The following is a 24,920-nucleotide window of genomic DNA, read 5'->3' as shown; positions in this document are numbered from 1 at the left end:
CAAACGCCGGAGAGGCTAATTCCTAGCCCGTCCGGTGTTTGAGGACGAGCGCGTCAGCGCGATACGGGGGGCGAGGAAAACCCTACAACCGAGGATCCACCGGCTCCGACTCCAGCGCCAGCACCCCGAACACCGCCTCGTGCACCCGCCACAGCGGCTCCCCGTCGGCGAGCCGGTCCAGCGCTTCCAGGCCCAGGGCGTACTCCCGCAGGGCGAGGGAGCGCTTGTGGTTGAGGGAGCGGCCTCGCAGGCGGTCGAGGTTCTCGGGGCGGGTGTACTCCGGCCCGTAGATGATCCGCAGGTACTCCCGGCCCCGGCACTTGATGCCCGGCTGGACCAGTCGGCCCTTGGCCGTGCGGGCCACCGCCCGGACGGGCTTGACGACCATGCCCTCGCCGCCGCGGCCGGTCATCTCCAGCCACCAGTCGATCCCGGCCTGTACCGACGCCGGGTCTGCCGTGTCGACGAAGAGGCGTCGGGTGGTGCTCAGCAGCCCGGACGGGTCGGCCGTCACCAGCCGGTCGATCAGGGCCAGCTGTTCGTCGTGCGGTACGGCCGCCAGGCTCCGGCCCTGGGTGGCGAGGAGCTGGAAGGGGGCGAGCCGCACTCCTTCCAGACCGGACGTGGGCCAGCAGTACCGCCGGTACGCGTCGGTGAAGGCAGCCGCGTCGACGGCCCGTTCCCGCTGCCTGGTGAGCAGGTCGCCCACCTCGACGCCCCGCGCCGCGGCCCTCTCCAGCGCGGCCACCGCACCCGGGAACACCGCCCCGGCCGCGGCGCCCACGGCGGCGTACTGCGAGCGCAGCAGCCCGGAGGCCTTGAGCGACCAGGGCAGCAGCTCGGCGTCGAGCAGCAGCCAGTCCGTCTCCAGTTCCTCCCACAGACCGGCCTCCGTGGCGGCGTCCCGCACCCGGCCGAGGATCTCCTCGGTGAGGGAGGCACCCGCGCCCAGACCGTCGGAGCCGCCGGAACCACCGGTCGGCTCCGGGAAGAAGGGGCGGCCCGTACGGGTGTACAGCGCGCCCGTGACCCCGGTCGTCGTCCCGAAGCGTTCGCGCGCGGTCTCCGCGGTCCGGCACACCAGTGCCACCGCCCGCGACCCCATGTGCTTCTCCTCGCACACGACCCGCTCGACCCCGTCGGCCCGGTACTGCTCGAAGGCCTCGGCAGGGTGCTCCAGGTAGCCCTCCACACGGGAGGTGGCCGTGGGCGCCATCGTCGGCGGCAGGTACGGCATCAGGCGGGGGTCCACGGCGAAGCGGCTCATGACCTCCAGGGCCGCGGCGGCGTTCTCCTCGCGCACGGAGACGCGGCCGGCGTGCCGGGTCTCGACGACGCGGCGGCCGTGCACGTCCGCGAGGTCGAGCGGCCGTCCCTCGTGGCCGCCCGGCGCCTCGGAGGCCAGCGGCCTGACCGGCTCGTACCAGACCTTCTCGGCCGGTACGTCGACGAGTTCGCGTTCCGGCCAGCGCAGCGCGGTGAGTTTGCCGCCGAACACGGCTCCGGTGTCCAGGCAGATGGTGTTGTTGAGCCAGGTGGCCTCCGGCACGGGGGTGTGGCCGTAGACGACGGCCGCCCGGCCCCGGTAGTCCTCGGCCCACGGATAGCGCACGGGCAGCCCGAACTCGTCGGTCTCGCCGGTGGTTTCGCCGTACAGCGCGTGCGAGCGCACCCGGCCCGACGTACGGCCGTGGTACTTCTCGGGCAGGCCCGCGTGGCAGACGACGAGGCCGCCGCCGTCGAGGACGTAGTGGCTGACCAGCCCGTCCACGAACTCCCTCACCTGCTCCTTGAACTCGTCGCTCTCGTGCTCCATCTGGGCGATGGTCTCGGCGAGGCCGTGGGTGGGCTGGACCTTGCGGCCCTTGAGGTGGCGGCCGTACTTGTTCTCGTGGTTGCCCGGTACGCACAGGGCGTCGCCCGAGCCGACCATGGACATCACCCGGCGCAGGACGCCCGGGGAGTCGGGGCCGCGGTCGACGAGGTCGCCGACGAACACGGCCGTACGCCCCTCGGGGTGCACGCCGTCCGCGTAGCCCAACTTCACCAGCAGCGACTCCAGTTCGGCAGCGCAGCCGTGGATGTCGCCGATGATGTCGAAGGGGCCGGTGAGGTGGGTCAGGTCGTTGTACCGCTTCTCGGTACGGACCTCGGCGGTCTCGACCTCCTCGACGCCCCGCAGGACGTGCACCTTCCGGAAGCCCTCACGCTCCAACTGCTTGAGTGAGCGCCGTAGTTCACGGATGTGCCGCTGGATGACGCGGCGCGGCATGCCGGCGCGGTCGGTGCGCGCGGCGTTGCGTTCGGCGCACACCTCCTCGGGCACGTCGAGCACGATGGCGATGGGCAGTACGTCGTGCTTCCTGGCCAGTTCGATCAGCTGCCTGCGGCTGTCCGACTGCACGCTGGTCGCGTCCACGACGGTGCGGCGGCCCGCCGCGAGGCGCTTGCCAGCGATGTAGCCGAGGACGTCGAAGGCGTCCTTGCTGGCGCTCTGGTCGTTCTCGTCGTCGGCGACCAGGCCCCGGCAGAAGTCCGACGAGATCACCTCGGTCGGTTTGAAGTGCCGCCGGGCGAAGGTGGACTTGCCCGACCCGGACGCGCCGATCAGCACGACGAGGGAGAGGTCGGTGACGGGCAGGGTACGCACCCCGGTCTCGTTGTCGCTCATGCGGCCTTCGCCTCCTTCGGGTCCTGAACGTGCGTGTCCTGTACGTGCGTGTCCTGAGCGCGCGTGTCCTGTGCGCGCAGTGCGAAAACAGCCATCTGGGTCGGGGGGCCCACCTCGGGGTCGTCGGGCCCCACCGGTACGAACTCCACGCCGTAGCCGTGCCGTTCGGCCACCTCGCCCGCCCAGGTCCTGAACTCGGCGCGCGTCCACTCGAAGCGGTGGTCGCCGTGCCGGACGTGGCCGGCCGGGAGGGTCTCCCAGCGGACGTTGTACTCGACGTTCGGGGTCGTCACGATCACCGTCCTGGGGCGCGCGGAGCCGAACACCGCGTACTCCAGGGCGGGCAGCCTCGGCAGGTCGAGGTGTTCGACGACCTCGCTGAGCACCGCCGCGTCGTACCCCTTGAGCCGCTTGTCGGTGTAGGCGAGCGAGCCCTGGACGAGGGTGACGCGCGCGAACTGCCGTTCCCCCATCCGGTCCAGGCCGAGCCGCCGCGCGGCGACGGTGAGCGCCCGCATCGACACGTCGACCCCGACGATCTCGGTGTACCGCGTGTCCTTGAGCAGTTCCTGCACCAACTGGCCCTGTCCGCAGCCGAGATCGAGCACCCTGGCGGCACCGGCCGCCCGCAGCGCGGCGACGATCGCCTCCCGCCGCCGGACCGCGAGCGGTACGGGCGCCTCCTCGGTGTCCGTCCGTTCGTCGACGGCGTTGTCGATCTCCTCGACCGCGCTGTCGTCCGTCTCGGCGAGCCGTACGAGTTCCAGCCGCTCCATGGCCTGCCGGGTGAGCGTCGAACGGCGCGCCAGATAGCGGCTGGTGATCAGCTCCTGCTCCGGGTGGTCCGGCAGCCAGCCCTCCCCGGCCCGCAGCAGCTTGTCCACCTCGTCGGAGGAGACCCAGTAGTGCTTGGCGTCGTCGAGCACCGGCAGGAGGACGTACAGGTGCCGCAACGCGTCGGCGAGACGCTGTTCCCCTTCGAGTACGAGGCTCACGTACCGCGAGTCGCCCCACTCGGGGAACTCCGTGTCCAGCGCCACCGGTTCCGCGCTCACCGTCCACCCGAGCGGCTCGAACAGCGCGCGTACGAGACCGGGGCCGCCGCTCGCCGGCAGTGCGGGCACCTCGATGCGCAGGGGCAGCGGGCGCGCGGGGAGCTCCGGCCTCGCCTGGCAGCTGCCCTTCATCGCGCTGGTGAACACGCTGCTCAGCGCCACGGCGAGGAGCGAGGAGGCGGCGTAAGGGCGGTCGTTGACGTACTGCGCGAGAGCCGCGTCCGGCGCTCCGCCGCGGCCCTTGCCCCTGCCGCGCCGGACCAGTGCCACCGCGTCCAGCTCCAGGAGCAGCGCCGCCGTGCAGCGCTCCGGGCTCGCCTCGGGGTAGAAGACGTGCGCCTTGCCGTAGGAGGTGGAGAACACCTGCGCGTTGTCAGGATGCTTGTGCAGGAGATAGCCGAGGTCGGTCGCGGGGCGCTCAGGGGCGCCGGTCGCACTGATCGCAAGGAACACTGGTCTGCCTCGAAACGTCTTCTGAACTGCGGAAACCTGCCGTTTCCGCGCGCCCGCCCAACGTACAGCGAACCCTTCTGCCGCACGCAGGGATTTTCGAGGGCGCGGGGCCGTCGGGACGGCCCCGCGCCCCTGCGGGGCACCCGTCGCGCAAACGTTCAGAGCTGGGACTGGACCTGGGAGGAGATGAGGTCCAGGTGGTCCAGGTCGTCGAGGTCGAGGATCTGGAAGTAGATCCGCTGGGAGCCGATCTCCGCGAAACGGCCGATCCTGTCGACGACCTCGGCCGGGGAGCCCGCCAGGCCGTTGGCCTTCAGCTCGTCCACCTCACGGCCGATCGCCGCGGCCCGGCGGGCCACCTCGGCGTCGTCCTTGCCCACACAGGCGACGAGGGCGTTCGAGTAGACGAGGTCGGAGCCCTTGCGGCCGGCCTGCTCCGCGGCGGCCCGCACGCGGCCGAACTGGCGCTCACTGTCCTCGACGGACGCGAAGGGCATGTTGAACTCGTCGGCGTACCGGCCCGCGAGGCGCGGCGTACGGGACGCGCCGTGGCCGCCGATGAGCACCGGCACCTTGGACTGCGCGGGCTTGGGCAGCGCGGGCGAGTCGGTGAGCTGGTAGTGGGTGCCGTCGTAGGAGAAGGTCTCGCCGGGCTTGGTCTCCCACAGTCCGGTGACGATCGCCAGCTGTTCCTCCAGGCGGGCGAACTTCTCCTTCGGGAACGGGATGCCGTACGCCTTGTGCTCCTCCTCGAACCAGCCCGCGCCCAGGCCCAGTTCGACCCGGCCGCCGGACATCTGGTCGACCTGGGCGACCTGGATCGCGAGGACGCCGGGCAGGCGGAAGGTACCGGCGGTCATCAGGGTGCCGAGGCGGATCCGCTTGGTCTCGCGGGCGAGTCCGGCGAGGGTGATCCAGGCGTCCGTCGGCCCGGGAAGCCCGTCCACGGACCCCATGCGCAAGTAGTGGTCCGAGCGGAAGAAGGCGTCGAAGCCGAGGTCTTCGGTGGCCTTCGCCACGGCGAGCAGGGTGTCGTAGGTCGCCCCTTGCTGGGGCTCGGTGAAGATTCGAAGATCCATGCCTCCATCCTGCACGGTGGTGCGCCGGTCGGCGCCATCGGTACCGCCGGTCGCCCGCGTCCCCGGTCGGGTGAAATCCGTCGGCCGTGTGCCTTCCAGCCCGTCCGGCGTTTGAGGACACAGTGACGGGAAGGGCAGGAGCGGCGGGGCCGAGGGAAAACGCCCCGCCCACTACCCCGCCGCCGCCCCCTGATCCCGCACCGCGAGTCTCCGCAGCATCTCAAGCACCCGGTCCCGCGACTCGTCCGCCGCGTCGATCGCCTCCATGCACTGCCAGTACGTCCCCTCGTCGGCAGCCCCGCAGGCTATCCCCACCAGCGCGATCCCCACTTCCCCCAGCAACCCGCCGAGTTCGAGAAGCGCGCCCCGCGCATCCCCCAGCTCGGTCAGCTGCGCCGCCCGTAAGAGGCTGACATCGAGCGCCGGAGCGCCCAGCACCCCGCACCCCCGACCGGCCAGCTCCGTCAACCCCAGCGCCTCTCCCCGTAGTTCGGGAGGTCCGGACACCGCCAGCCGACTGCCTATCGCCTGGGCGAGGGCCTGCGCCTGCCAGGCCTCGGCCATCGTCTCGGAGGCGTCGCCGCTCCTCATCAGGGCACACCTGCTCGCACCGATGAGCCGCACCGCATCCATCCGCTGTCCCCGTCTGTCCCGACGCGTTGTGCACACGCCTGCCCGAACTCCGCCTGCCACTACCCAGAGTGAGCTGCCTCGGGACGAAAAGCCAGAGGAAGTCTGAAATCTGCGGACACGGAATCGAATATGAGCAGATCAACAACTCCGGAGAGTGACAATCGGAATTGTTGGTCCGCTTTTCGGCACACAGCGGGGAAGTTGGCACAGTTGGTCGAGTTGGCAGAGCCGAGCGGTCGGTGGCAGACGGCAGTCGGCCGACCGCGCCGATCGGAGTGCGTCACTCCGCCACCGGGAACCTCCCCTCGTTCCGGTCGATCTTCGCGTCCAGCGCCGCGAGCACATCGACCCCGAGGACGTCACACAACTGGAGCAAGTACGCGAGTACGTCCGCGACTTCGTCCCGTACGCGGGGCGCCTTCTTCGGGTCGTCCATCACCCGGGCCGACTCCTCGGGCGTCAACCACTGGAAGATCTCGACGAGTTCGGACGCCTCCACGCTGAGCGCGGCGACGAGGTTCTTGGGCGTGTGGTACGGCTCCCAGTTGCGCGCCGCGGCGAACGCGGCCAGTCGGCGCTGCAGGGTCGCCACATCGAGTTCGGTCACGGTGCAAGGTCTACCACCGTCACCCCGCCGACCCCAGCCGCCCAGGACGCGTCGCTCACGGCTCCCACCAGCCGGATGTGTCCTCGTTCGCACATCCGGGCCGCCAGCCGTACGAGCCCCTCGCGCTGCCGGGCGTCCAGATCACGGTCGAACCCGTCGACGAGGACGGTGAGCGTCTGCAGCGCCGCGGGCACCTCGCCCGCCGGGTCGACCTCCAGGACACCGGGCCCGGTGAGCAGCACCAGGGCCAGGGCGAGGTAGCGCAGTTCCCCGTTCCCCAGGCGGCCGAGCGGTGTCCGCAGCCCGTCGCCCCGGTCGAGCAGCGCCCGGACCGTGCCGCCCGCGCCCGTTCCGTCGGCCCCGGGCTCCGCCAGGACGTCGTACACCGGGCCCGCGCACCCCGCCCGCACCGCGTCGACCAGCAGCCCGTGCCGCCGCCCGCACTCGGAACGCGTACGCCACAGCACTTCGGCGAGGTTGCCGCAGCCGCGCAGCAGCCTGCCCGCGCCGAGCTGGGCGTCGGCGCGCATGGCGCGGGGCAGCGGGTCGCACACGAAGACCGACCGCAGCGCGACCACCATCTGCTCGGCTGCGGCGAGGACTTGGCGCTGGCCGTCCGTCCGGCCCGCGACCCGCAGCGGCAGGAGCGCGGTGCCGAGCCGGTCGTCGGGGAGCGGCGCCCTCGTCACGAGGGACGAGCCCGCGGTGTGCCAGGCCGCCTGCACCGCCCGGCGGGCCGGGTCCCGCAGGGCCGACTCCAGCAGGGTGCGCCCTCCGGCGGTCAACCGCTCGCCGACGATACGGAGTCGGGGCTCGGCCTGTACGGCCACATCGAGTCGTACGGGGCCCTCGGGGCCGTCCGCCGTGCAGCCGATACGGAAGCCGCGGCGCCGCTGGGCGTCGGGGCGGGCCCGCTCGGGCACGCAGTCGGCCGCGTCCGGGAACACCTCGCCGAGTTCGGCACCCCCGCCGAGCCGGGCCAGTGCCTCGTACGCCCGCAGGGCACTTGACTTGCCGCTCCCGCTGGGCCCGCACAGCAAAGTGAGCGGCCCGAGCGGAAACCCGGCCCCGCGGTGCACCCCGAACGCGGACAACCGCAACTCGGTGACGCACGGCCGGTCGGGACGAGACGCTTCTGCCGCGTTTACCGCCTCCGCGCGAGGCGCCCGAGGCCTGCGCGGTTCTGCGGCTTCGTCGTGGTCGGCCGCGCCGTTCCCCGCGCTCCTCACGGGGGACGCCGGCCCACCCAGGAGCGCGGGGAACGGCGCGATCTTTTCGCCTTGACGGGGGACGCGGGGAGACACGGTCATGTCCGGACCGTAGGACTCCGCCCGGAGGCGGAACCGTTTCGTCCGCGGACCTTCCTACGATCGGGGTACCCGGTCGCGGAGGTTGCCGGAAGACCCGCGCCGAACACGGCCGCGCCGGGTGCGTCACACGCCGGGAATCCCGGCCCCCTGCATCAGCCCCGCCACTTCGGTACCCGGCGGCGTCAGCAGGAAGACGTTCTTGTCGACCCGGTGCATCCCGCTCGCCAGGCCGAAGACCACACCCGTACTGAAGTCGAGTACACGCTTGGCTACGTCCGTCTCGGCGCTGGTGAGATCCAGAAGGACCGGAATTCCGGCCATCAGGGTCTCCGCGACCTCGCGGGCGTCCGCGAAGATGTTGATGCGCAGCACCACGAAACGGCGCCGCGTCTCGGTCTCCGCGTCCGGCAGCGCCCGATGGCCGACCGCCGACGGCCAGGCATCGCGCCCGCGCAGAGGAACTACCTGGGCGAGCCCTTCCCACTGTTCATCGGTGACGTCGTGGCTGTTCACCGGCTCCCCCCGCCTGTCGTGCCCTGATTGTTGTCCTGAGCAGTGCCCGGAATCGTGCTGATTGCCTGCACGGGTCACTGTCAGGCCATTGTTGCGCATGGTCACCCGTTCGGCCGAATGCGACACGGTCCGCAGCCGACCGCCGTAGGCTGCTGAACCCTCGAACCGGCCCTCGAACCGGCCTTCACACCGGTCTTCGCGCCGCCCCGCGCACCGACCCCTCACACCGGGCCGACTGCCGTTGTGTGACGGGCGTAACCCCTCAAGATCACGCCACGTGACACAGGCGTAACGGGCAATTCGTACAGTCGGAGCCCCCGAGAAAAGCCGGAGAAGGGCAGCGTGTGAGCACGACCTCCCCCATGTCCTCGTCCTCCCCCGCCTCCCAGGTGCGCACGGTCTGCTCGTACTGCGGTGTCGGCTGCGGCATGGTCCTCGACATCGGCATGGGCCCCGACGGACGGCGTACGGTCCTGAAGGCGTCCGGGGACAAGGCGCACCCGGCGAACCGTGGCCGGCTCTGCACCAAGGGGGCGACCACCGCGGACATGCTCGCGGCGCCGGGGCGGCTCTCCACCGCGCTCGTACGGGAGGACCGCGGGGCCGGGCCGGCGCCGGTGTCCGTGGACGCGGCGATCACCGAGACCGCGCGGCGGCTGCGCGCGGTCATCGACGAGCACGGCCCGGACTCCTTCGCCTTCTACGTCTCGGGGCAGATGAGCCTGGAGGCCCAGTACCTGGCGAACAAGCTGGCCAAGGGCTTCGTACGGACGAACCAGATCGAGTCCAACTCACGGCTGTGCATGGCGAGCGCGGGTGCCGGTTACAAGCTGTCGCTGGGGGCCGACGGACCGCCCGGCTCGTACCAGGACTTCGAGTCGGCGGACGTCTTCCTCGTCATCGGCTCGAACATGGCCGACTGCCATCCGGTCCTGTTCCTGCGGATGATGGACCGGGTGAAGTCGGCGGGCGCGAAGGTGATCGTCGTCGACCCGCGGCGCACCGCCACCGCCGACAAGGCCGACCTGTATCTGCGGATCAAACCGGGCACGGACCTCGCCCTGCTGAACGGGCTGCTGTATCTGCTCCACGAGAACGGGCACACCGATCCCGCCTTCATCGCGGCCCGCACCGAGGGCTGGGAGGCGATGCCCGGCTTCCTCGCCGACTACCCGCCCGCCGCCGTCGCCGAGATCACCGGTATCCCCGAGGACGACATCCGCACGGCCGCGCGGCTGATCGGCGAGGCGGGCGAGTGGATGAGCCTGTGGACCATGGGCCTCAACCAGTCCACGCACGGCACCTGGAACACGAACGCCCTGGTCAACCTGCATCTCGCCACCGGCGCGATCTGCCGTCCGGGGTCCGGCCCCTTCTCCCTCACCGGGCAGCCCAATGCCATGGGCGGGCGCGAGATGGGGTACATGGGGCCCGGTCTGCCGGGACAGCGTTCCGTGCTGGTCGACGACGAACGTGCCTTCGTCGAGGAGCTGTGGGAGCTGCCGCCCGGCACCCTCCGCAAGGACGGGGTCGGCAAGGGCACGGTCGAGATGTTCCAGAAGATGGCCGACGGCGAGATCAGGGCCTGCTGGATCATCTGCACCAATCCGGTCGCCTCGGTGGCGAACCGCCGGACGGTCATCGAGGGCCTCGAAGCCGCGGAATTCGTCGTCACGCAGGACGTGTTCGCCGAGACCGAGACCAACGCGTACGCCGATGTCGTGCTCCCCGCCGCGATGTGGACCGAGACCGAGGGCGTGCTCATCAACAGCGAGCGCAACCTCACGCTCGCGCGGCCCGCCGTGGACCCGCCCGGCGAGGCGCTCGCGGACTGGCGGCTCATCGCGCGGGTGGCCTGCGAGATGGGGTACGAGAAGGGGTTCTCGTACACGAGCGCGGAGGAGATCTTCGAGGAGATCAAGCGGGCGTGGAATCCGGGGACGGGCTGGGATCTGCGCGGGATCACGTACGAGCGGTTGCGGGGGACTTCCGTGCAGTGGCCGGCTGCGGACGTGGAGGGGCCCGACCGGAATCCGATGCGGTATGTCGGGTCGTCCGCCGGGGACGGGGGGCCTGTTTTTCCTACGGCGAGTGGGCGGGCCGTGTTCCATGCCCGGCCGCATCTGCCCGCCGCCGAGTCGCCCGACGACGACTTCCCGTTCGTGCTGAACACCGGGCGGCTTCAGCATCAGTGGCACACGCTGACCAAGACCGGGCGGGTGGCCAAACTCAACAAGCTTGATTCCGGGCCGTTCGTGGAGGTGCATCCGGAGGATGCGGTCTCGCTCGGCGTGGGTGACGGGGATCGGGTCGAGGTCGCCTCTCGGCGGGGGCGGGCCGTGTTGCCTGCGGTGGTGACGGACCGGGTGCAGCCAGGGAACCTGTTCGCGCCGTTTCACTGGAACGACCTGTTCGGGGAGTACCTGAGCGTCAATGCCGTCACCAGTGACGCCGTTGATCCTGTGTCGTTCCAGCCGGAGTTGAAGGTGTGCGCGGTGGCTCTGACCCGGGTTTCCTCCCCCACCCCGCCCCTTCCCGTAACCGGGGCGCCGCCCCGGACCCCGTCGGGGGCTCTGCCCCCGGACCTCCGCTCCTCGAACGCCGGAGGGGCTGACGTCGCGCGCGCCGGAGCAGCTGAGAGTACGGGGGCCGAAGGGATCTTCGGGCTGGAGCCCAGCCCCCCGCCCCGCCTCTCCGCCTCCGAGCGCCACTACCTCACCGGCTTTCTCGCCGGGCTGCCCGCCGGCTCGCCCGGGGTGCCCGTGCTTCCGGCGGACGCGCCCTTCGACGCGGGTCACGCGCTCTGGGTGAACGGTGTTCTCGCCGGAATGTACTCCCGCGCCGCCGACACCCCGCGGGCCACCGAGGCCGCCGCCCCCGTCCGCGAAGTCGTCGTCCTCTGGGCCTCGCAGACCGGGAACGCCGAGGGGTTCGCCGGTGCGGCTGCCGCACAGCTCGTCGCCGGTGGGCACAAGGCCACACTCCTCGGAATGGACGACACCGACCCCCGTGAACTGCCCGCGGGGGCCGACCTGTTGCTCATCACCAGTACGTTCGGCGACGGGGACGCGCCCGACAACGGCTCCGGGTTCTGGGCGGCGCTGGCCCAGGAGTCGCCCGAGCCGCCCCGCATGGACGGCGTGCGCTACGCCGTGCTCGCGCTCGGCGACTCCTCGTACGACGACTTCTGCGGGCACGGGCGGCGGCTCGACCAGCGGCTGAACGAGTTGGGCGGGGTGCGGCTCGCTCCGCGTACCGACTGCGAGCCGGACTACGAGCCGTCCGCGCGGGCCTGGCTCGACCAGGTGGTCGGCGCGCTCGCAGCCGACCCGGAACCCGCACCGGCCCCCGCGTCGTCTGCGTCGCGGAAACCCGCCGCCGTCACCGCCCGGCTCGTCGGGAACCGGCTGCTCAGCCTGCCCGGGGCGGGCAAGGAAGTACGCCGGTTCACCTTCGACACCCGGAGCGGTGACATCCCGCTGACGTACGAGGCCGGGGACGCGCTCGGCGTACGGCCACTCAACTCGTCCACCCTGGTACGGGAATGGCTGGACGTGGCCGGGCTCGACCCCTCAACCGGCGTCGAGGTCGCGGGAGTCGAGCACACCTCCGTCACCGACGCCCTCGTACGGCACCTCGACATCACCCGGATCTCCCCGGATCTGCTGCGCTTCGTCGCCGAACGCACCGGCGACAACCGGGAGTTGAAGCATCTGCTCCGGCCCGACAACAAGGACGGCCTGGCGCGGTGGAGTTGGGGACGGCAGGCCGTCGACGTCATCGCCGAACATCCGGTGCGGGCGAGCGCCCAGGAGTGGGCCGACGTCCTGAAGCGGCTCCAGCCCCGCCTGTACTCCATATCGTCCAGCCCGCTCACCGACCCGCACCACGTGTCACTCACGGTCTCCGTCGTGCGGTACGAGAATCTGGGCGGCCGGGCCCGTGGCGGGGTCTGCTCGCCCTTTCTCGCCGATGCCGAGGCGGGGACACCGGTACCCGTGTTCGTACAGCGGTCTCCGCATTTCAGGCCTCCGGCGGATCCGGCGACGCCGATGGTGATGGTCGGGCCCGGCACCGGCGTCGCACCCTTCATCGGCTTCCTGGAGGAGCGGCGGGCCCTCGGGCACCGGGCACCGAACTGGCTGTTCTTCGGCGAGCAGCACCGGGCGACCGACTTCTACTACGAGGAGGAGCTGGACGGCTTCCTCGCCGACGGCACCCTCACCCGGCTGGACACCGCGTTCTCCCGCGACCAGCGCGCGAAGGTCTACGTCCAGGACCGGCTGCGCGAACACGGACCCGAGCTGTGGTCCTGGCTCCAGGACGGCGCCCGCTTCTACGTCTGCGGCGACGCCTCCCGCATGGCCAAGGACGTCGACCGGGCCCTGCGGGACATCGCGGTCACCCACGGCGGCCTGGCCGAGGCGGAGGCCACCGCGTACGTCAAACAACTGGCGACGGAGAAGCGATACGTCAGAGACGTGTACTGACCCGGACGTACCTCGCCCTTCCGGGGGCGCGCCCTTGAGGGGCGCGGGGAACTGCGCGGCCCGCACCCACCGGCCCGCACCCAAATCACCACCCCCACAGGCCCACACCCCTTGCAGGACAAGGCCCCCACTGACCTGCACCGACACCCGCACCGGCAGGTGAACGGCACCTCAAGCCCACACACCTAAACCTGTACCGTTCGTTTACTTGAACTGTTCGTGTTTATGTCAGTAGGTTGGGTCCATGACCGCCCCCGGGACACCGACGACCGCCGAAGAGCTGCGCGGTGCCGGCCTGCGGGTGACGGCCGCCCGTGTCGCGCTGCTCGAAACCGTCCGGGCGGGTGATCATCTCGGTGTGGAGGCCATCGCCACCGAGGTACGGGCCCGTGTGGGCCACATCTCGCTGCAAGCCGTGTACGAGGCACTTCACGCGCTGACCACGGTGAAACTCGTCCGTCGTATCGAGCCGCCCGGCAGCCCGGCCCTCTTCGAGGGTCGTGTCGGGGACAACCACCATCACCTCGTGTGCCGGTCGTGCGGAGTCGTGGCCGACGTCGACTGCGCGACCGGTCACGCCCCCTGTCTCACCGCGTCCCAGGACCACGGCTTCTCGGTCGACGAGGCCGAGGTCATCTACTGGGGCCTGTGCCCCGCCTGCGTCACCGCTTCCACCGCTTCCACCCCCCTCAGTTCCTGAGCATGCGATCCACCCCGTTCGGAAGGAATTCCTTATGACCGACAACCATGACGCGATCGTCACGGACCCCGAGCCGCAGGAGGCGGGCGGCTGCCCCGTCGCGCACGGCCGCGCCCCGCACCCGACCCAAGGCGGCGGCAACCGTCAGTGGTGGCCCGAGCGCCTCAACCTGAAGATCCTCGCCAAGAACCCGGCCGTGTCGAACCCCCTCGGTGAGGAATTCGACTACGCGGAAGCGTTCCAGGGACTCGACCTCCCCGCGGTCAAACGTGACATCGCCGAGGTACTGACCACCTCGCAGGACTGGTGGCCCGCGGACTTCGGCAACTACGGCCCGCTCATGATCCGTATGGCCTGGCACAGCGCCGGCACGTACCGCATCAGCGACGGCCGCGGTGGCGGCGGCGCCGGTCAGCAGCGTTTCGCGCCGCTGAACAGCTGGCCGGACAACGTCAACCTCGACAAGGCCCGCCGTCTGCTGTGGCCCGTGAAGAAGAAGTACGGCCAGAGCCTGTCCTGGGCCGACCTCATGATCCTCACCGGCAACGTCGCCCTGGAGACCATGGGCTTCGAGACCTTCGGCTTCGCCGGTGGCCGCGCCGACGTGTGGGAGCCCGACGAGGACGTCTACTGGGGTCCCGAGACCACCTGGCTCGACGACGAGCGCTACACGGGCGACCGTGAGCTGGAGAACCCGCTCGGCGCCGTCCAGATGGGCCTCATCTACGTCAACCCCGAGGGCCCGAACGGCAACCCGGACCCGGTGGCCTCGGCCCGCGACATCCGTGAGACGTTCCGCCGCATGGCGATGAACGACGAGGAGACGGTCGCCCTGATCGCGGGCGGTCACACCTTCGGCAAGACCCACGGCGCCGGCCCGTCGGAGAACGTCGGCGACGACCCCGAGGCGGCCACGTTCGAGGAGCAGGGCCTCGGCTGGAAGAACAGCTTCGGCACCGGCAAGGGCGGCGACACCATCACCAGTGGCCTTGAGGTCACCTGGACGAGCACGCCCACCCAGTGGAGCAACGGCTTCTTCAAGAACCTGTTCGAGTACGAGTGGGAGCTCACGCAGAGCCCCGCGGGTGCCAACCAGTGGGTCGCGAAGGACGGCGCGGGCGCCGGTACGATCCCGGACGCGCACGACCCGTCGAAGAGCCACGCGCCGAAGATGCTGACGGCCGACCTGGCGCTGCGCTTCGACCCGGCGTACGAGGAGATCTCGCGCCGCTTCTACGAGAACCCGGACCAGTTCGCGGACGCCTTCGCCCGTGCCTGGTACAAGCTCACCCACCGTGACCTGGGCCCGAAGTCCCTCTACCTCGGCCCGGAGGTCCCGGAGGAGACCCTGCTGTGGCAGGACCCGGTCCCGGCGGTCACGCACGAGCTGGTCGACGCGGCGGACATCGCCGAGCTGAAGAGCCAGATCCTCGCCTCGGGCCTCACGGTCTCCGAGCTGGTGTCCACGGCGTGGGCCTCGGCCTCGACGTTCCGTGGCAGCGACAAGCGCGGCGGCGCCAACGGCGCGCGCATCCGCCTTCAGCCGCAGAGCGGCTGGGAGGTCAACAACCCCGACCAGCTCGCCTCGGTGCTGCGGACCCTCGAAGGCGTGCAGTCGTCCTTCAACTCCGCTCACACCGGTGGCAAGCAGATCTCCCTCGCCGACCTGATCGTCCTCGCCGGTGCGGCGGGCGTCGAAAAGGCCGCGAAGGACGGCGGCGTCGACGTCGAGGTGCCCTTCACCCCGGGCCGTACCGACGCGTCGCAGGAGCAGACGGACGTCGAGTCGTTCGCGGCTCTGGAGCCGACCGCTGACGGGTTCCGGAACTACCTCGGCAAGGGCAACCGCCTGCCTGCCGAGTTCCTGCTGATCGACAAGGCGAACCTGCTCAAGCTGAGCGCTCCCGAGCTGACCGTCCTCGTCGGTGGTCTGCGCGTCCTGGGCACGAACCACGACCAGTCGGCGCACGGCGTCCTCACCGACAAGCCGGGAACCCTGACGAACGACTTCTTCGTCAACCTCCTGGACCTCGGTACGACGTGGAGCTCCACCTCGTCCGACCAGACCGCCTTCGAGGGCCGCGACGCCTCCACGGGCGAGGTCAAGTGGACCGGCACCCGTGCCGACCTGGTCTTCGGCTCGAACTCCGAGCTGCGCGCGCTCGCGGAGGTCTACGCGAGCGACGACGCGAAGGAGAAGTTCGTGAAGGACTTCGTCGAGGCCTGGGTCAAGGTCTCGAACGCGGACCGCTTCGACCTGGTCTGAATTAGCTCAGCCACTCAAGAATGATGTCTGGGTCGGTCCTTGAGGACCGACCCGGACGTTCTGCACCTGAATGTGGTCGAACCTTCAGCGACCCAAGTAGATAAAACGCGTGTAGCGCGCGTATGACAGTCCGCGCCTCCGGAGTCTGGCTGTCTTGAGGGAGGCGCTCAGTGTTCCGTGGAGCGCGCTGTTCTGTTGCAACGCGACCGTGCGCGTACTGAACTCCTGCCGCCGTTGTCGAGCTTGGTCACCCGCATCGGTGTTCTCCCTGGCGAGCCGTTTCTGCCCGTCCTCCATCTTCTTCAGTGCTAACACACGCAGTGCGTCCGTCTCGGCCTTCACAGCCTTCCGCTGTGCGGTGAACTGCGTTCGGCGGCGCGAGATGCCCTGCTCGATCGGCTGCCGCTCCGACGCGTTGAGAGCCTTCGGCTGCTGGGCTTCGGCGGACGCGACCAAGCCTCTGCGCCATACATCGAGGGCGACGGCCTTGGCCTCACCGATGCCGTGGACGTCGACGGCATGGCCGCTGCGCAATACAAGCATCGCGCCAGTGCTGTTGTACTGCGCGTTCTGTACGGACCGGTAGCCCGTGAAGTCTGCTGCCGTACGGATACCTGACGCTGCCAGACGCGCAGCGAGTTTCGGTCCGATTCCGTGCGGCGGGGACTGGGCGATCAGCTGTCGGCTGAGTCGATCCCGTACATACGCGGACTGCTTGTCACTGAGTGCCTTGGCCAGAGCTTTTCGGAGTTCTTCGGACAGCCCGTCGATCTTCTTGTCCATGTCGCGCTGCTTGCGGACCCTGCGCTGTTCGGCCTCTTTGAGCTCGGCATGGTAGTTAGCTGTGAGTTCTTGTTGCGCGCGAGGAAAGGCGGCGGCTCGCTTCACCTCCTCGGCTTCGAACTTCGCCCGGTCCTTGTCCAGCTTCTCGGCTGCCTTGATCGGGTTGTCGAGCTGGGCCAGGTCGTGTGTCAGCTTGGACAGGACAGCCAGTGATTGTGTGCGCTCCGTGCGCCGACCCCGGGCGAAACTGGTGAAGAAAAGGGCGGTGAGAAAAGGCGCTCCCGCCCCGATCAAAGGCGCCGCGAATCCCGCGACAACCAGAACGATGGCCGCAATCAGCATGAACGGCCACAGCACAGCCGTGACGACATCCAGCGACGTCCGGGAATGGAAGCCCGCCGGTGAAGTGACTGGCACCACGGTCTGCTTGGGCGTGGGCTGCGTCGGTATGTGCCCGGTCATCCATCCGGGCAGTCCGCCGGCGCCGGGAGCAGCAGATGCACCAGAGGCCGAAGCAGCTGTGGTCGTCGTGGCGGTCCGCTGCCGGGGGACGGCTTGCGCGAGCGGGGGCAGCACGTCCAACGGTTGGAAGGCCAAGGAGCGTACGTGGTCGGCGAGGCCACTCACCGTCCGGTCGGGGTGGGTCAGCAATGTCTGCAGTCTTATGGAGCCTCCTGCACTCTTGAAGTCTTCATCCTTGAGCAGCAGGAAGTCGCCACTTGGCTCGTGCAGCCGCTTCCACAGTGCGTGGTCGGAGGCGATCGCCTTCAGCGACAAGAAGATGACCCAGGCGGAGAACCGGTCCAGGGTTTCTCCGAAGTCGTCGTTCCCTCGCAGGGGTGATTGGTAGTTGCGGTGTCCTCGCTCGGTGCCTCCCATGCCGGCCAGCGCCGGCACGTACATGCCGTCGTAGTCGACCAGACGCAACGTGTCATCGCTCGCGACAAGCAGGTTGCCGTGTTGGAGATCTCCGTGTGCTATCTCGTGGGCTGCCAGGTCGCGCGTCAGTGCCTCGAACCGATCGGCCAGGCGGGTGACCGCGGACGAGTGGGCATGATTGTCGTCGAGCCAGGAGGACAGGGTGACGGCTTCGGCCCATTCCATTTTCAGGACCGGATAGCGCTCCCGCCCGACGCTGATGGCGTCGGGCAGGTATTCGAATCCCAGATTCCACGGTTGCGAGAGTTCGGCCGGGTCCAGCCGAGCGAGCTGGGAGCTGATGGCCTGGTAGCGGTGTTCCTGGTCGGGAACGTGGCGGGTGAAGCATTTGACTGCGTATCGTCGGCCCGAGGTGGGCGAGGTCAGCGAGAAGACGCTCGCGAAGGCGCCGGAGATGGCACGCGGCAGACCGAGTTTGGACAGTTCAGGCTGTGCGCCTCTGAGTTCAGGGTGCTGGAAACACGACTGTGTGTGCTGCAGCGCTTCCGCGTATTCAGCGCCGCCCGGGAACTGCCGATGCGGACTTGTGGCCGAGCCCACGGTCACCGCCCCTCGAAATCGATCCGCACGAGCGCCACATCATCGTTGCGCAGTTGTCGACGCTCCCTCAGACCGTTCAGCCATTGCTTGAAATCGTCCAGATCGTCGGGCGAGGCATATTCCAGCAGTTGGCTCACGGCATCTTCCTGGTCTCCGGCCGACATGAGCCACGCTGCCAGGGCGTCGGTCATCAGGAGCAGCCGGTCGCCGGGACGGCATCTGCCCTCGGTGAAACGCGTGCGCCGGGCCAGCAGTGCCGCGTCGTGATTGCGACTGCTGAAGAGATCTGGATTCGTACCGAATTCTTCGACCGACGCCACCGGGAACGTCTGTACCAGCCGGTTGTCACGCAGATGGAACAGGCAGCTGTCGCCCAGCGCGGCAGCACTCCACCGCCAGGCCGGTTCGGACGTTCCGGTAGGCGAGTCGGTATCCGGGTCGATCCGCACCATGAGCAGGGTCGCGTAGGCGCCTTCTTCGAGCTTGGTGTGCTCGTACCACTTCAATGGACGCCCGTCGGCCTCGCGGTCCTGCGTGTACCGCGCGAGCCAGGGTTCCCACTGCGCCACGGCAGATGCGGCGAACTCTTCGAAGGCGGTGCCGCCTGCGAGAACGTGAGGCCGTTGCATGGCGTCCTCAGCCGCCGCGCCGGACAGAAGACCGGCCCAGTCCTTGGACAGTGCGCTCTCCGTCGCTCCGTCGCAAACGCCTGCGGTGATCGGCTCCTGCAGCATGTAGTCATAGGGGCGGCCGGGCAGCACGGTGATGGCGTCTTCGCATTCCGCCTCTGTGCTGCCGTATTTGGGAGCTACAAGGTGCGTGACGTACACGCATGAGGTGAAAGTCGTCACCGCAGTTCGGTGGCTCGGGTGCCGATGTCGAGGAACTGCACGACCGTGGTGATGTCCGCGTTGTAGACGAAGCCGCGAGTGGTCTCGCTGACCTTCTGTCCCTGCGACGCGGCGTACGAACGCATGTGACTGGGCAGCGGGCTCGACATGGCGAACAAGGTTCGGGCGTAGCTGTCGGGGAGCCCGTCGGCCGTGTCCGGGAAAGCGGTGGGGGTTCCGCCTGCCGCGGAGACGTGCAGATTGAACAGGAGTGCCGCGCCGTCGGCCGTGGCGTGCGAGGTGACGGCTTCGGCTGCCGCCGTGGGGTCACCGTCGGTCGACTCGCCGTCCGTCAGGTTGATGACGATGGGCGGGAAACTGGCCGGATAGCGTTCGGTCCACCCCGCGACCAGGCTCTCTGCGAACTGGAGCGCACGGTTCATCGGGGTTCCGCCGTGGGCGACCGGGTCCATCCACAGCGGGAATTTGACGACGGTCTCCGCCAGGCCACCGACACCGTCGGGCACCTTCTTGCTTCGCTCGTCGACTCGTGCCGGATTGTCCGCCACCTCGCTGAGGGGGACGATGTCCCGGCCGGCGAGTGAACCCGCGAACGCCGAACCGACGGTCGCACCGTAGCCGACGACAGCAACGTGGAAGTAGTCGCGTACTCCCTCTTCCTTCGCGCACTTGACCGAGAGTTCGGTCAGAAGCCGATTGATGGCGTCGGCAACGACATCAGCCTTCTGCTGCGGTACCTCACCGCCGATGGGATCACTCATGGACGTCGACTGATCGACGAGAAAGATGATGCTGGTCGGATTGCTGCGGCTGATCTCGGCCGTATATGGCACGTCGGGCTCCTGGCGGACTGCGAAGAATTCGGTCGTCGGAGAAGCTCAAACGGCATGCCCCTGTGCCGGTCACCGGCACACAGGCCACATCACCGAGATCCCCCAACGTCATGCTAGTGCGCGGAAGTTGAGTTATGGAGACATATACGGAGTGCCCTCGACGAGGTCTCACGCTCCGCTCTCATCCGCTGCCGAGGCGCTCCCTCACCCGTTCCACTCGGCCGGCCCACACATGCCAGGCAGGCAGGCGCACACCGTTCGGCAGCAGAGCCGCGTGGCTGAGAGCCAGCCGCAAGTGGCGGACACCCTCCACGTCGTCGAGCGCCCCGTGGTCCAGCTGCACCTGCGCCGTGCCGGTGCCCCGGCAGACGTCGAAATCGTAGGCGTAGCCGTCGGCCGTGACATGCCGGTCGAGCAGGACGCCGGGGAGCTCATGCGTCAGCAGGCTCTGAAGCCGGTCGCCGACGGTCTCATGCTGCCCTGTGGATTCCGTGTTGGCTGCGGCCTGCCTGGCCTTTGCTTCAGCCGCTTCCAACAGCACGTGCGGCATGCCTGAGCGGACCGACCAGAAATCACGGTCGCCGAACACGATCAGATGCGAACGAGCGCGAGTGATCGCCACGTTCCAGAGGTTGACCTCGCGGCAGAGCCAGTTGATCGCGCTGGGGCGCATTCTCGTGCCCGCGACCAGTGACACCAGGATCACGTCCTGCTCGCCTCCCTGGAAGGTGTGCACCGTCCCCACCCGCACGCGTGATTCGTGCTCCCAGCGCTTGGCGATCAGTTCTTTCTGGGCCCGGAAGGGCGTGACGACTCCTACTTTCGAGCCTTCGGGCAGCTTGTGCAGCAATCGCTCCACCGAGAGATGGACGCGCTCAGCCTCCTCATGATTCGTCCATGATCCGCCTGCGCCCCTGTGCGCTGTTCCCGCGACATCGAGCCACTGCACTGCGTCGACTCCCGAGAGGCGCCGCAACGACCGGGGTTCGGTGAGCACGGTCAGTCGGTCGCTGTAACAGTGCCGGTTGGAGATACCGACGATGTCCGGATGACAACGGTAGTGCTCGTCCAGCAGCAGAGTCTTTCCTGCAGCGTGGGCAGCGGCGTGAAAGGCGGAGTAGTGGCGGTGCTCGAACCGGTGCTCGTCGAGCCAGCTCGCACGCAATCCCGCCCCACGGTAGGCCTCGGCCTCCTGCCGGGGCTGAAGTGTCGTGATGTGCTGGAGCTGCATGGGGTCACCGATCACGAGAGCCCGCCGTGCGCGAAAGAGCAGGGGCAGCACATCCGGGATCGAGCACTGGCTCGCCTCGTCGACGATGACCAGGTCGAACAGGGCAGCCCGGTCCCGGAACCGCCGTGCGGACCTCGCGGTGACGGCCCAGCCCGACACGTGCGGCAGAATCCGTTCCAGGGACGACCACTGCCGCGACGACCGTGCCTTCACCGCTTCGATACGGTCGTAGATGGCCGCACGCACGATCTCTGCCTGCTCCGCCAGCAACGACCGCAGCAGAACTGTCGCCGTCTCCCGGACCCGGCGATCGGTCTCCCGAAGCCCCGTCAGAAGTTGGTGATCGCCCTCAGCCGCGTCCGCCTCGATACCTTTCCGCCGCCAGGCGGCCTCTGCTTCCCCGAACGACACCAGGTCGGCGAACTCCGGCCGCCCTGCTACTTGTACGGGTAGTGGCAGCCCGCGCAGGCACCGGCTTCGCAGCCAACCACCGAAGACCCCGAAGCGCACCGCCGTACGCGCCCGGCGCAGCCATCGGCCGAGGGACACATCGTCGCCCAGGGCCGTAGCGAGTTCCCGAGGGTCGGCATGGTGCTGTTCGGCATAGGAGGTGCGCGCTTCCCCGAGGTCGGCCAACGACCGCTCCCGACAGGCGACTTCCGCGAGTCGACGACGCCATGCCTCCTGCTCCCGGAGACGGTTCCGCAGATCTCCCCGCTGGATCTGGGAGGACTGGCGGGATGGCACGCTGCGTGTCAGCTTCTCCAGCGTCCGCAGCTCTTCCTCGACGGCTGCCTGGTTGCCGGTACGTACGAGAAGGCCCGGAGCCAATGCTTCGCAGCGCTCCCAGACCTCGTCCACCGCCTTGTTGTTGGTGGATGCGACAAGGACTGTCTGACCGGCCGCTCTGGCCGTGGCGACCGCGTTGACGATGAGCTGGCTCTTCCCAGTGCCGGGTGGTCCGGTGGCGACGGTGAGCCGGCGGACCATGGCGCCCCGGATGACCGCCTCCTGCCCCTCGTTCAGTTCGAGCGGAGCAACGACTTGTACCCCCTGTTCGGCACTCTCGTCCCTTCCTCTGTTCTCAAGCCCTGTGAACGCACCGAGCGCGGTGCCGGCGAACTGTCCGACGCTCTTCTGCAGCGTTCTGTAGTCCTTCATCAGCTGCGCGGTGGCTGCCGAGTCCGGTCGTGAGGCGAAGACGATGGCCACATTGCGGGCGCCTTCGTGCGCGGCGTACAGCGACTGGCCGTCACCGAGCGATCCGGGGTCCAGGTGCTCCGTGTCGGCGAGCCCCAGCTCTTGCAGCAGACTGCGCAGGTCGCGGACCATGTCGTCCGGAAATCCCGGCCGCCAGTTGGGCTGGTAGGCCGCGAGCAGTTCCTTGCCCTCATCCTTGCCCAGGCGTTCGAGGACAAGTTTGGGATGCGGAACGATCGGCCCAGTGGGAGTCACCTTGCTGCGCCCCTGCGGACCTGGGGCGACGTCGATCTGCCGCATGGCGAGTGGTGCGCACACCTGCCGCTTGCCGTCGTAGAGAACAGCGACGGGATATCCGTACCAGAGGTCGGCGCCGTCTTTCATGGCACGCTCGGCGAGGTCCACGACGCGCTCCGGCGCTTGTACCGTGGCTTCCGTACCGGAAAGCAGTACTTCCTCTCCTGCCGGCCAGACCACGGGTGCCGGGTCGCTGCCCACCAGAGGAAGCAGTTCGTCCGTGGATGTCTCCGCCTCCAGACAGTGCTGGTAATACGTCAGCAGCTTCGTCCAATCGGCTTCGGTGAAAGCGGAGTCGTCGTGCGGCGCCTTGGTCGCCTGGACCGGTGCCGGCGTCGTCCCGCCTGCCGCGTCGACGACCGCGGTGAGTCCGGCGGGCAACGGTTTGAGAGCGGGGATCTGTCGGCCGGTGGAAGCAACGGCCAGGTAGATGTCGCCAGTCACTGCGAGGCTGGACTGGGTCGGCGTCTGCCGACGGCTGTCAGGGGCTCTGCGCAACTCACGGCTGACGTACCGGAAGAGGTCGTTCGCCGAGACCTGGCCGTCTCCGTCCAGATCCGCCTGTCCCGAGTGCAGCCCCTCGACAAGCGCGTTGGTGAACTGCGAGGGCTTGTTCGCGTCGGTGGTGAACGCCTGCTCCCAGTGCTGTGACGCGGTGATGACGTGCACCCCACTGGCCTCGATCAACGGCGCCGTGGTCTTGTGGGCGGCCCCTTTGCTGCGGAACCCTTGCACGGCGCTGCCGCTGAAGCAGCAGTCGAGCAGCAGAACCTTGCGGCGGGCCGCGCACTTCTCCAGCTGGTCCGTCACATAGGACGCTTCGAGCGCCGTGTGCTGCAGATGGTCCGCCTCGGTGTCCGTCGTGACGTAGTAGAGCTGCCCGTCCTCACGCTCGTACGCTCCGTGGCCGCTGAGGTAGAGCACGACCAGTTCGTCCGGCTCGCGGTCCCCCAGGAAACGCTCGACGGCCTGCTTGATCGCCGTCTTGGACGAGTCCTCGACCCGCACGCACTTCTCGTATCGCCCAACCGTGGGCATGTCCAGAATCTGACTCAGGTAGTGGACGTCCGCGCGTACGGAGGGTAGTGCGGGAAAGCGCACGTCGTCATAGGAAGCGGTGCCTATGAGTAAGGCGTGCTTGCGGCTCATCGACCGTCTCCCAGACGAGCGTCCGGGCCCGGGCTGTCGCCCCTGCCGTCCCGCAATGCGGTCACCTCGTCGCCGGACACTCCGCCCTGGAACTCCATGACCGTTCCGTCGGGATGCACGACACGTACCTTGCGGCTCTTACGAACGTCGACCCACGCCCTGATGGCGGTCCTCGCCAATGTGAGGGTGCCCGTCGTGAGGATGAGTACGACCTCCGGAGTCAGCAGTTCGGTCCCTTTCGCGCCCTCCGTAGGTCGCGGCGCCTCAGCCGTGGCGAAGCGCACCTCGGCCCCGTCCAGCCCTTTCAGAACGTCACGGAGCTCACGTGCTTCGAGCTCCGCATGCCGTGGGTCGGCGCCGAACACCTGGATGCGTGCGGACTCGATCTCGTTTGCCATGATCCCCCTCATACCGTCGCCTCACCGCCTGTGGCGTGTGCCAGAGACGATGAGCGCTGCTGATACGCCGTCACCCCGCTGCCTTTTCCCGCCGCCACGTTCCGAGCGCCCAGCGCCCGCGTCGTGCACCCTCGTCCGGCACCCGGAGTATTCGGTACAACGGCTCGCCCAGGTCCGCCCACCTCTCCAGCCCACCCCGGTCCACCAGGTGGATCCCATAGCGAGGGCCACTGGCCCTCGCCGCCGCCGTGAATCCTCCCGTGGTCACGATCACCGCGAACTGGGCGCCGTGGTCGTGGCGGTACGTGCCGTTGACGCGCTGTACATCCTGGTCCCCGACCCTTCGGTCCGGGCGCAGCCGTTTGCACTGCACGACGACCCGTCGTCGCGAACGGTCGACGACGAGCACGTCGGCGCCCTTGTCCCCCGCTCTGCCCACGTGCTCCGCGCTCAGTCCGTCCCGGCGCAGCAAGGAGCAGACCGCCAGTTCGAACGCCTTGGGGTCCAGAGCGTCGAGATGCGCCAGCGAGAAACGCACGGGCCCCGCGGGGAGTGCCGAGCGGCCGGCCCATCCCCGTACAGCCGGCCACCCCGGTTTCAGCCCCAGTCCCATCACCGCGGCGACGGTCAGCGCGATACCTGTCCATACCGGCCACTGCTCGGCCAACCGCCACAAGCCACTGCCCCCGGCCAGAGCACCCGCACCCCACGCCCACCAGGGAACGGCAGCCCATCCTCCTTGGCTCCGCTTTCGCCCCATCAGGCGGCCGAACCCAAGAGCATCCACATGCCACAGGCCAGCCCGTACAGTGCCAGCCCCGCCAGATCGGTGACCGTGATCAAGGTGAACGTATGGTCCTGGCAGCGGGCGAACAGCCCTCTGCGCCTACGGCGACAGGGCCGATGAAAGGTGGTCGGCCCT

16 protein-coding genes are annotated in these 24,920 nt (G+C 69.0%); 3 read left to right on the top strand and 13 right to left on the bottom strand.

Annotated elements, in window-relative coordinates:
• Positions 1 to 82 precede the first annotated feature (82 nt).
• The 7 genes from ACFVH5_RS00665 to ACFVH5_RS00635 all read right to left on the bottom strand — a co-directional run bounded on the left by ACFVH5_RS00665 (position 83) and on the right by ACFVH5_RS00635 (position 8,321).
• Complete coding sequence (locus ACFVH5_RS00665; RefSeq protein WP_385830922.1) at positions 83 to 2,671, bottom strand: polynucleotide kinase-phosphatase; 2,589 nt, start codon at positions 2,669 to 2,671, stop codon at positions 83 to 85.
• On the bottom strand, positions 2,668 to 4,179 hold the full coding sequence (locus ACFVH5_RS00660) for a 3' terminal RNA ribose 2'-O-methyltransferase Hen1 (protein ID WP_385830920.1): 1,512 nt from the start codon (positions 4,177 to 4,179) through the stop codon (positions 2,668 to 2,670). The genes ACFVH5_RS00665 and ACFVH5_RS00660 overlap by 4 nt, the downstream gene beginning before the upstream one ends.
• Before the next feature lie 158 nt (positions 4,180 to 4,337).
• Positions 4,338 to 5,258, bottom strand: a complete 921-nt coding sequence (locus ACFVH5_RS00655; RefSeq protein ID WP_385830918.1) for an LLM class F420-dependent oxidoreductase — start codon at positions 5,256 to 5,258, stop codon at positions 4,338 to 4,340.
• Between the two features lie 171 nt (positions 5,259 to 5,429).
• Complete coding sequence (locus ACFVH5_RS00650) at positions 5,430 to 5,891, bottom strand: DUF6099 family protein (RefSeq protein ID WP_384798450.1); 462 nt, start codon at positions 5,889 to 5,891, stop codon at positions 5,430 to 5,432.
• A gap of 280 nt (positions 5,892 to 6,171) precedes the next feature.
• Positions 6,172 to 6,498 (bottom strand): nucleotide pyrophosphohydrolase, encoded by a 327-nt coding sequence (locus ACFVH5_RS00645; protein ID WP_385830917.1) that lies wholly within the window; start codon positions 6,496 to 6,498, stop codon positions 6,172 to 6,174.
• Positions 6,495 to 7,808, bottom strand: coding sequence for an ATP-binding protein (locus ACFVH5_RS00640; RefSeq protein ID WP_385830915.1), 1,314 nt, complete (start codon positions 7,806 to 7,808; stop codon positions 6,495 to 6,497). Before ACFVH5_RS00640 ends, ACFVH5_RS00645 begins: the two co-directional genes overlap by 4 nt.
• A gap of 123 nt (positions 7,809 to 7,931) precedes the next feature.
• Complete coding sequence (locus tag ACFVH5_RS00635) at positions 7,932 to 8,321, bottom strand: cell division protein SepF (RefSeq protein WP_328493403.1); 390 nt, start codon at positions 8,319 to 8,321, stop codon at positions 7,932 to 7,934.
• 362 nt (positions 8,322 to 8,683) lie between these two features.
• On the opposite strand from ACFVH5_RS00635, the gene ACFVH5_RS00630 reads away from it, so the two are divergent.
• The 3 genes from ACFVH5_RS00630 to katG all read left to right on the top strand — a co-directional run bounded on the left by ACFVH5_RS00630 (position 8,684) and on the right by katG (position 15,777).
• A complete protein-coding gene (locus tag ACFVH5_RS00630; protein ID WP_385831012.1) occupies positions 8,684 to 12,811 on the top strand; it encodes a molybdopterin-dependent oxidoreductase in 4,128 nt (1,375 codons plus the stop codon).
• Between the two features lie 244 nt (positions 12,812 to 13,055).
• A complete protein-coding gene (locus tag ACFVH5_RS00625; protein ID WP_384798459.1) occupies positions 13,056 to 13,511 on the top strand; it encodes a Fur family transcriptional regulator in 456 nt (151 codons plus the stop codon).
• 34 nt (positions 13,512 to 13,545) lie between these two features.
• Entirely contained in the window at positions 13,546 to 15,777 is a 2,232-nt protein-coding gene (katG, locus tag ACFVH5_RS00620; protein ID WP_385830914.1) for a catalase/peroxidase HPI, read from the top strand.
• Between the two features lie 84 nt (positions 15,778 to 15,861).
• Here the strand turns inward: katG and ACFVH5_RS00615 are convergent, their stop codons facing one another.
• From ACFVH5_RS00615 to ACFVH5_RS00590, 6 genes are all read right to left on the bottom strand, one after another.
• Complete coding sequence (locus ACFVH5_RS00615; RefSeq protein ID WP_385830912.1) at positions 15,862 to 18,039, bottom strand: hypothetical protein; 2,178 nt, start codon at positions 18,037 to 18,039, stop codon at positions 15,862 to 15,864.
• A gap of 2 nt (positions 18,040 to 18,041) precedes the next feature.
• Positions 18,042 to 18,890 (bottom strand): hypothetical protein, encoded by an 849-nt coding sequence (locus tag ACFVH5_RS00610; RefSeq protein ID WP_385830911.1) that lies wholly within the window; start codon positions 18,888 to 18,890, stop codon positions 18,042 to 18,044.
• Entirely contained in the window at positions 18,887 to 19,723 is an 837-nt protein-coding gene (locus ACFVH5_RS00605; RefSeq protein ID WP_385830909.1) for a vWA domain-containing protein, read from the bottom strand. The genes ACFVH5_RS00610 and ACFVH5_RS00605 overlap by 4 nt, the downstream gene beginning before the upstream one ends.
• A 181-nt stretch (positions 19,724 to 19,904) precedes the next feature.
• Positions 19,905 to 23,600 carry an AAA domain-containing protein gene (locus ACFVH5_RS00600; protein ID WP_385830908.1) on the bottom strand — a complete coding sequence of 1,232 codons (3,696 nt, stop codon included), beginning with the start codon at positions 23,598 to 23,600 and terminating at the stop codon, positions 19,905 to 19,907.
• A complete protein-coding gene (locus tag ACFVH5_RS00595) occupies positions 23,597 to 23,998 on the bottom strand; it encodes a hypothetical protein (RefSeq protein WP_385830907.1) in 402 nt (133 codons plus the stop codon). Before ACFVH5_RS00595 ends, ACFVH5_RS00600 begins: the two co-directional genes overlap by 4 nt.
• Positions 23,999 to 24,068: 70 nt before the next feature.
• Entirely contained in the window at positions 24,069 to 24,665 is a 597-nt protein-coding gene (locus ACFVH5_RS00590) for a restriction endonuclease (protein ID WP_385830905.1), read from the bottom strand.
• Positions 24,666 to 24,920: the final 255 nt, after the last annotated feature.

This window comes from Streptomyces sp. NPDC127119, assembly GCF_042677425.1.
GTDB lineage: Bacteria > Actinomycetota > Actinomycetes > Streptomycetales > Streptomycetaceae > Streptomyces.
The sequence above is the reverse complement of the archived record's forward strand: the minus strand, read 5'-3'. Positions and strand labels throughout refer to the sequence as shown.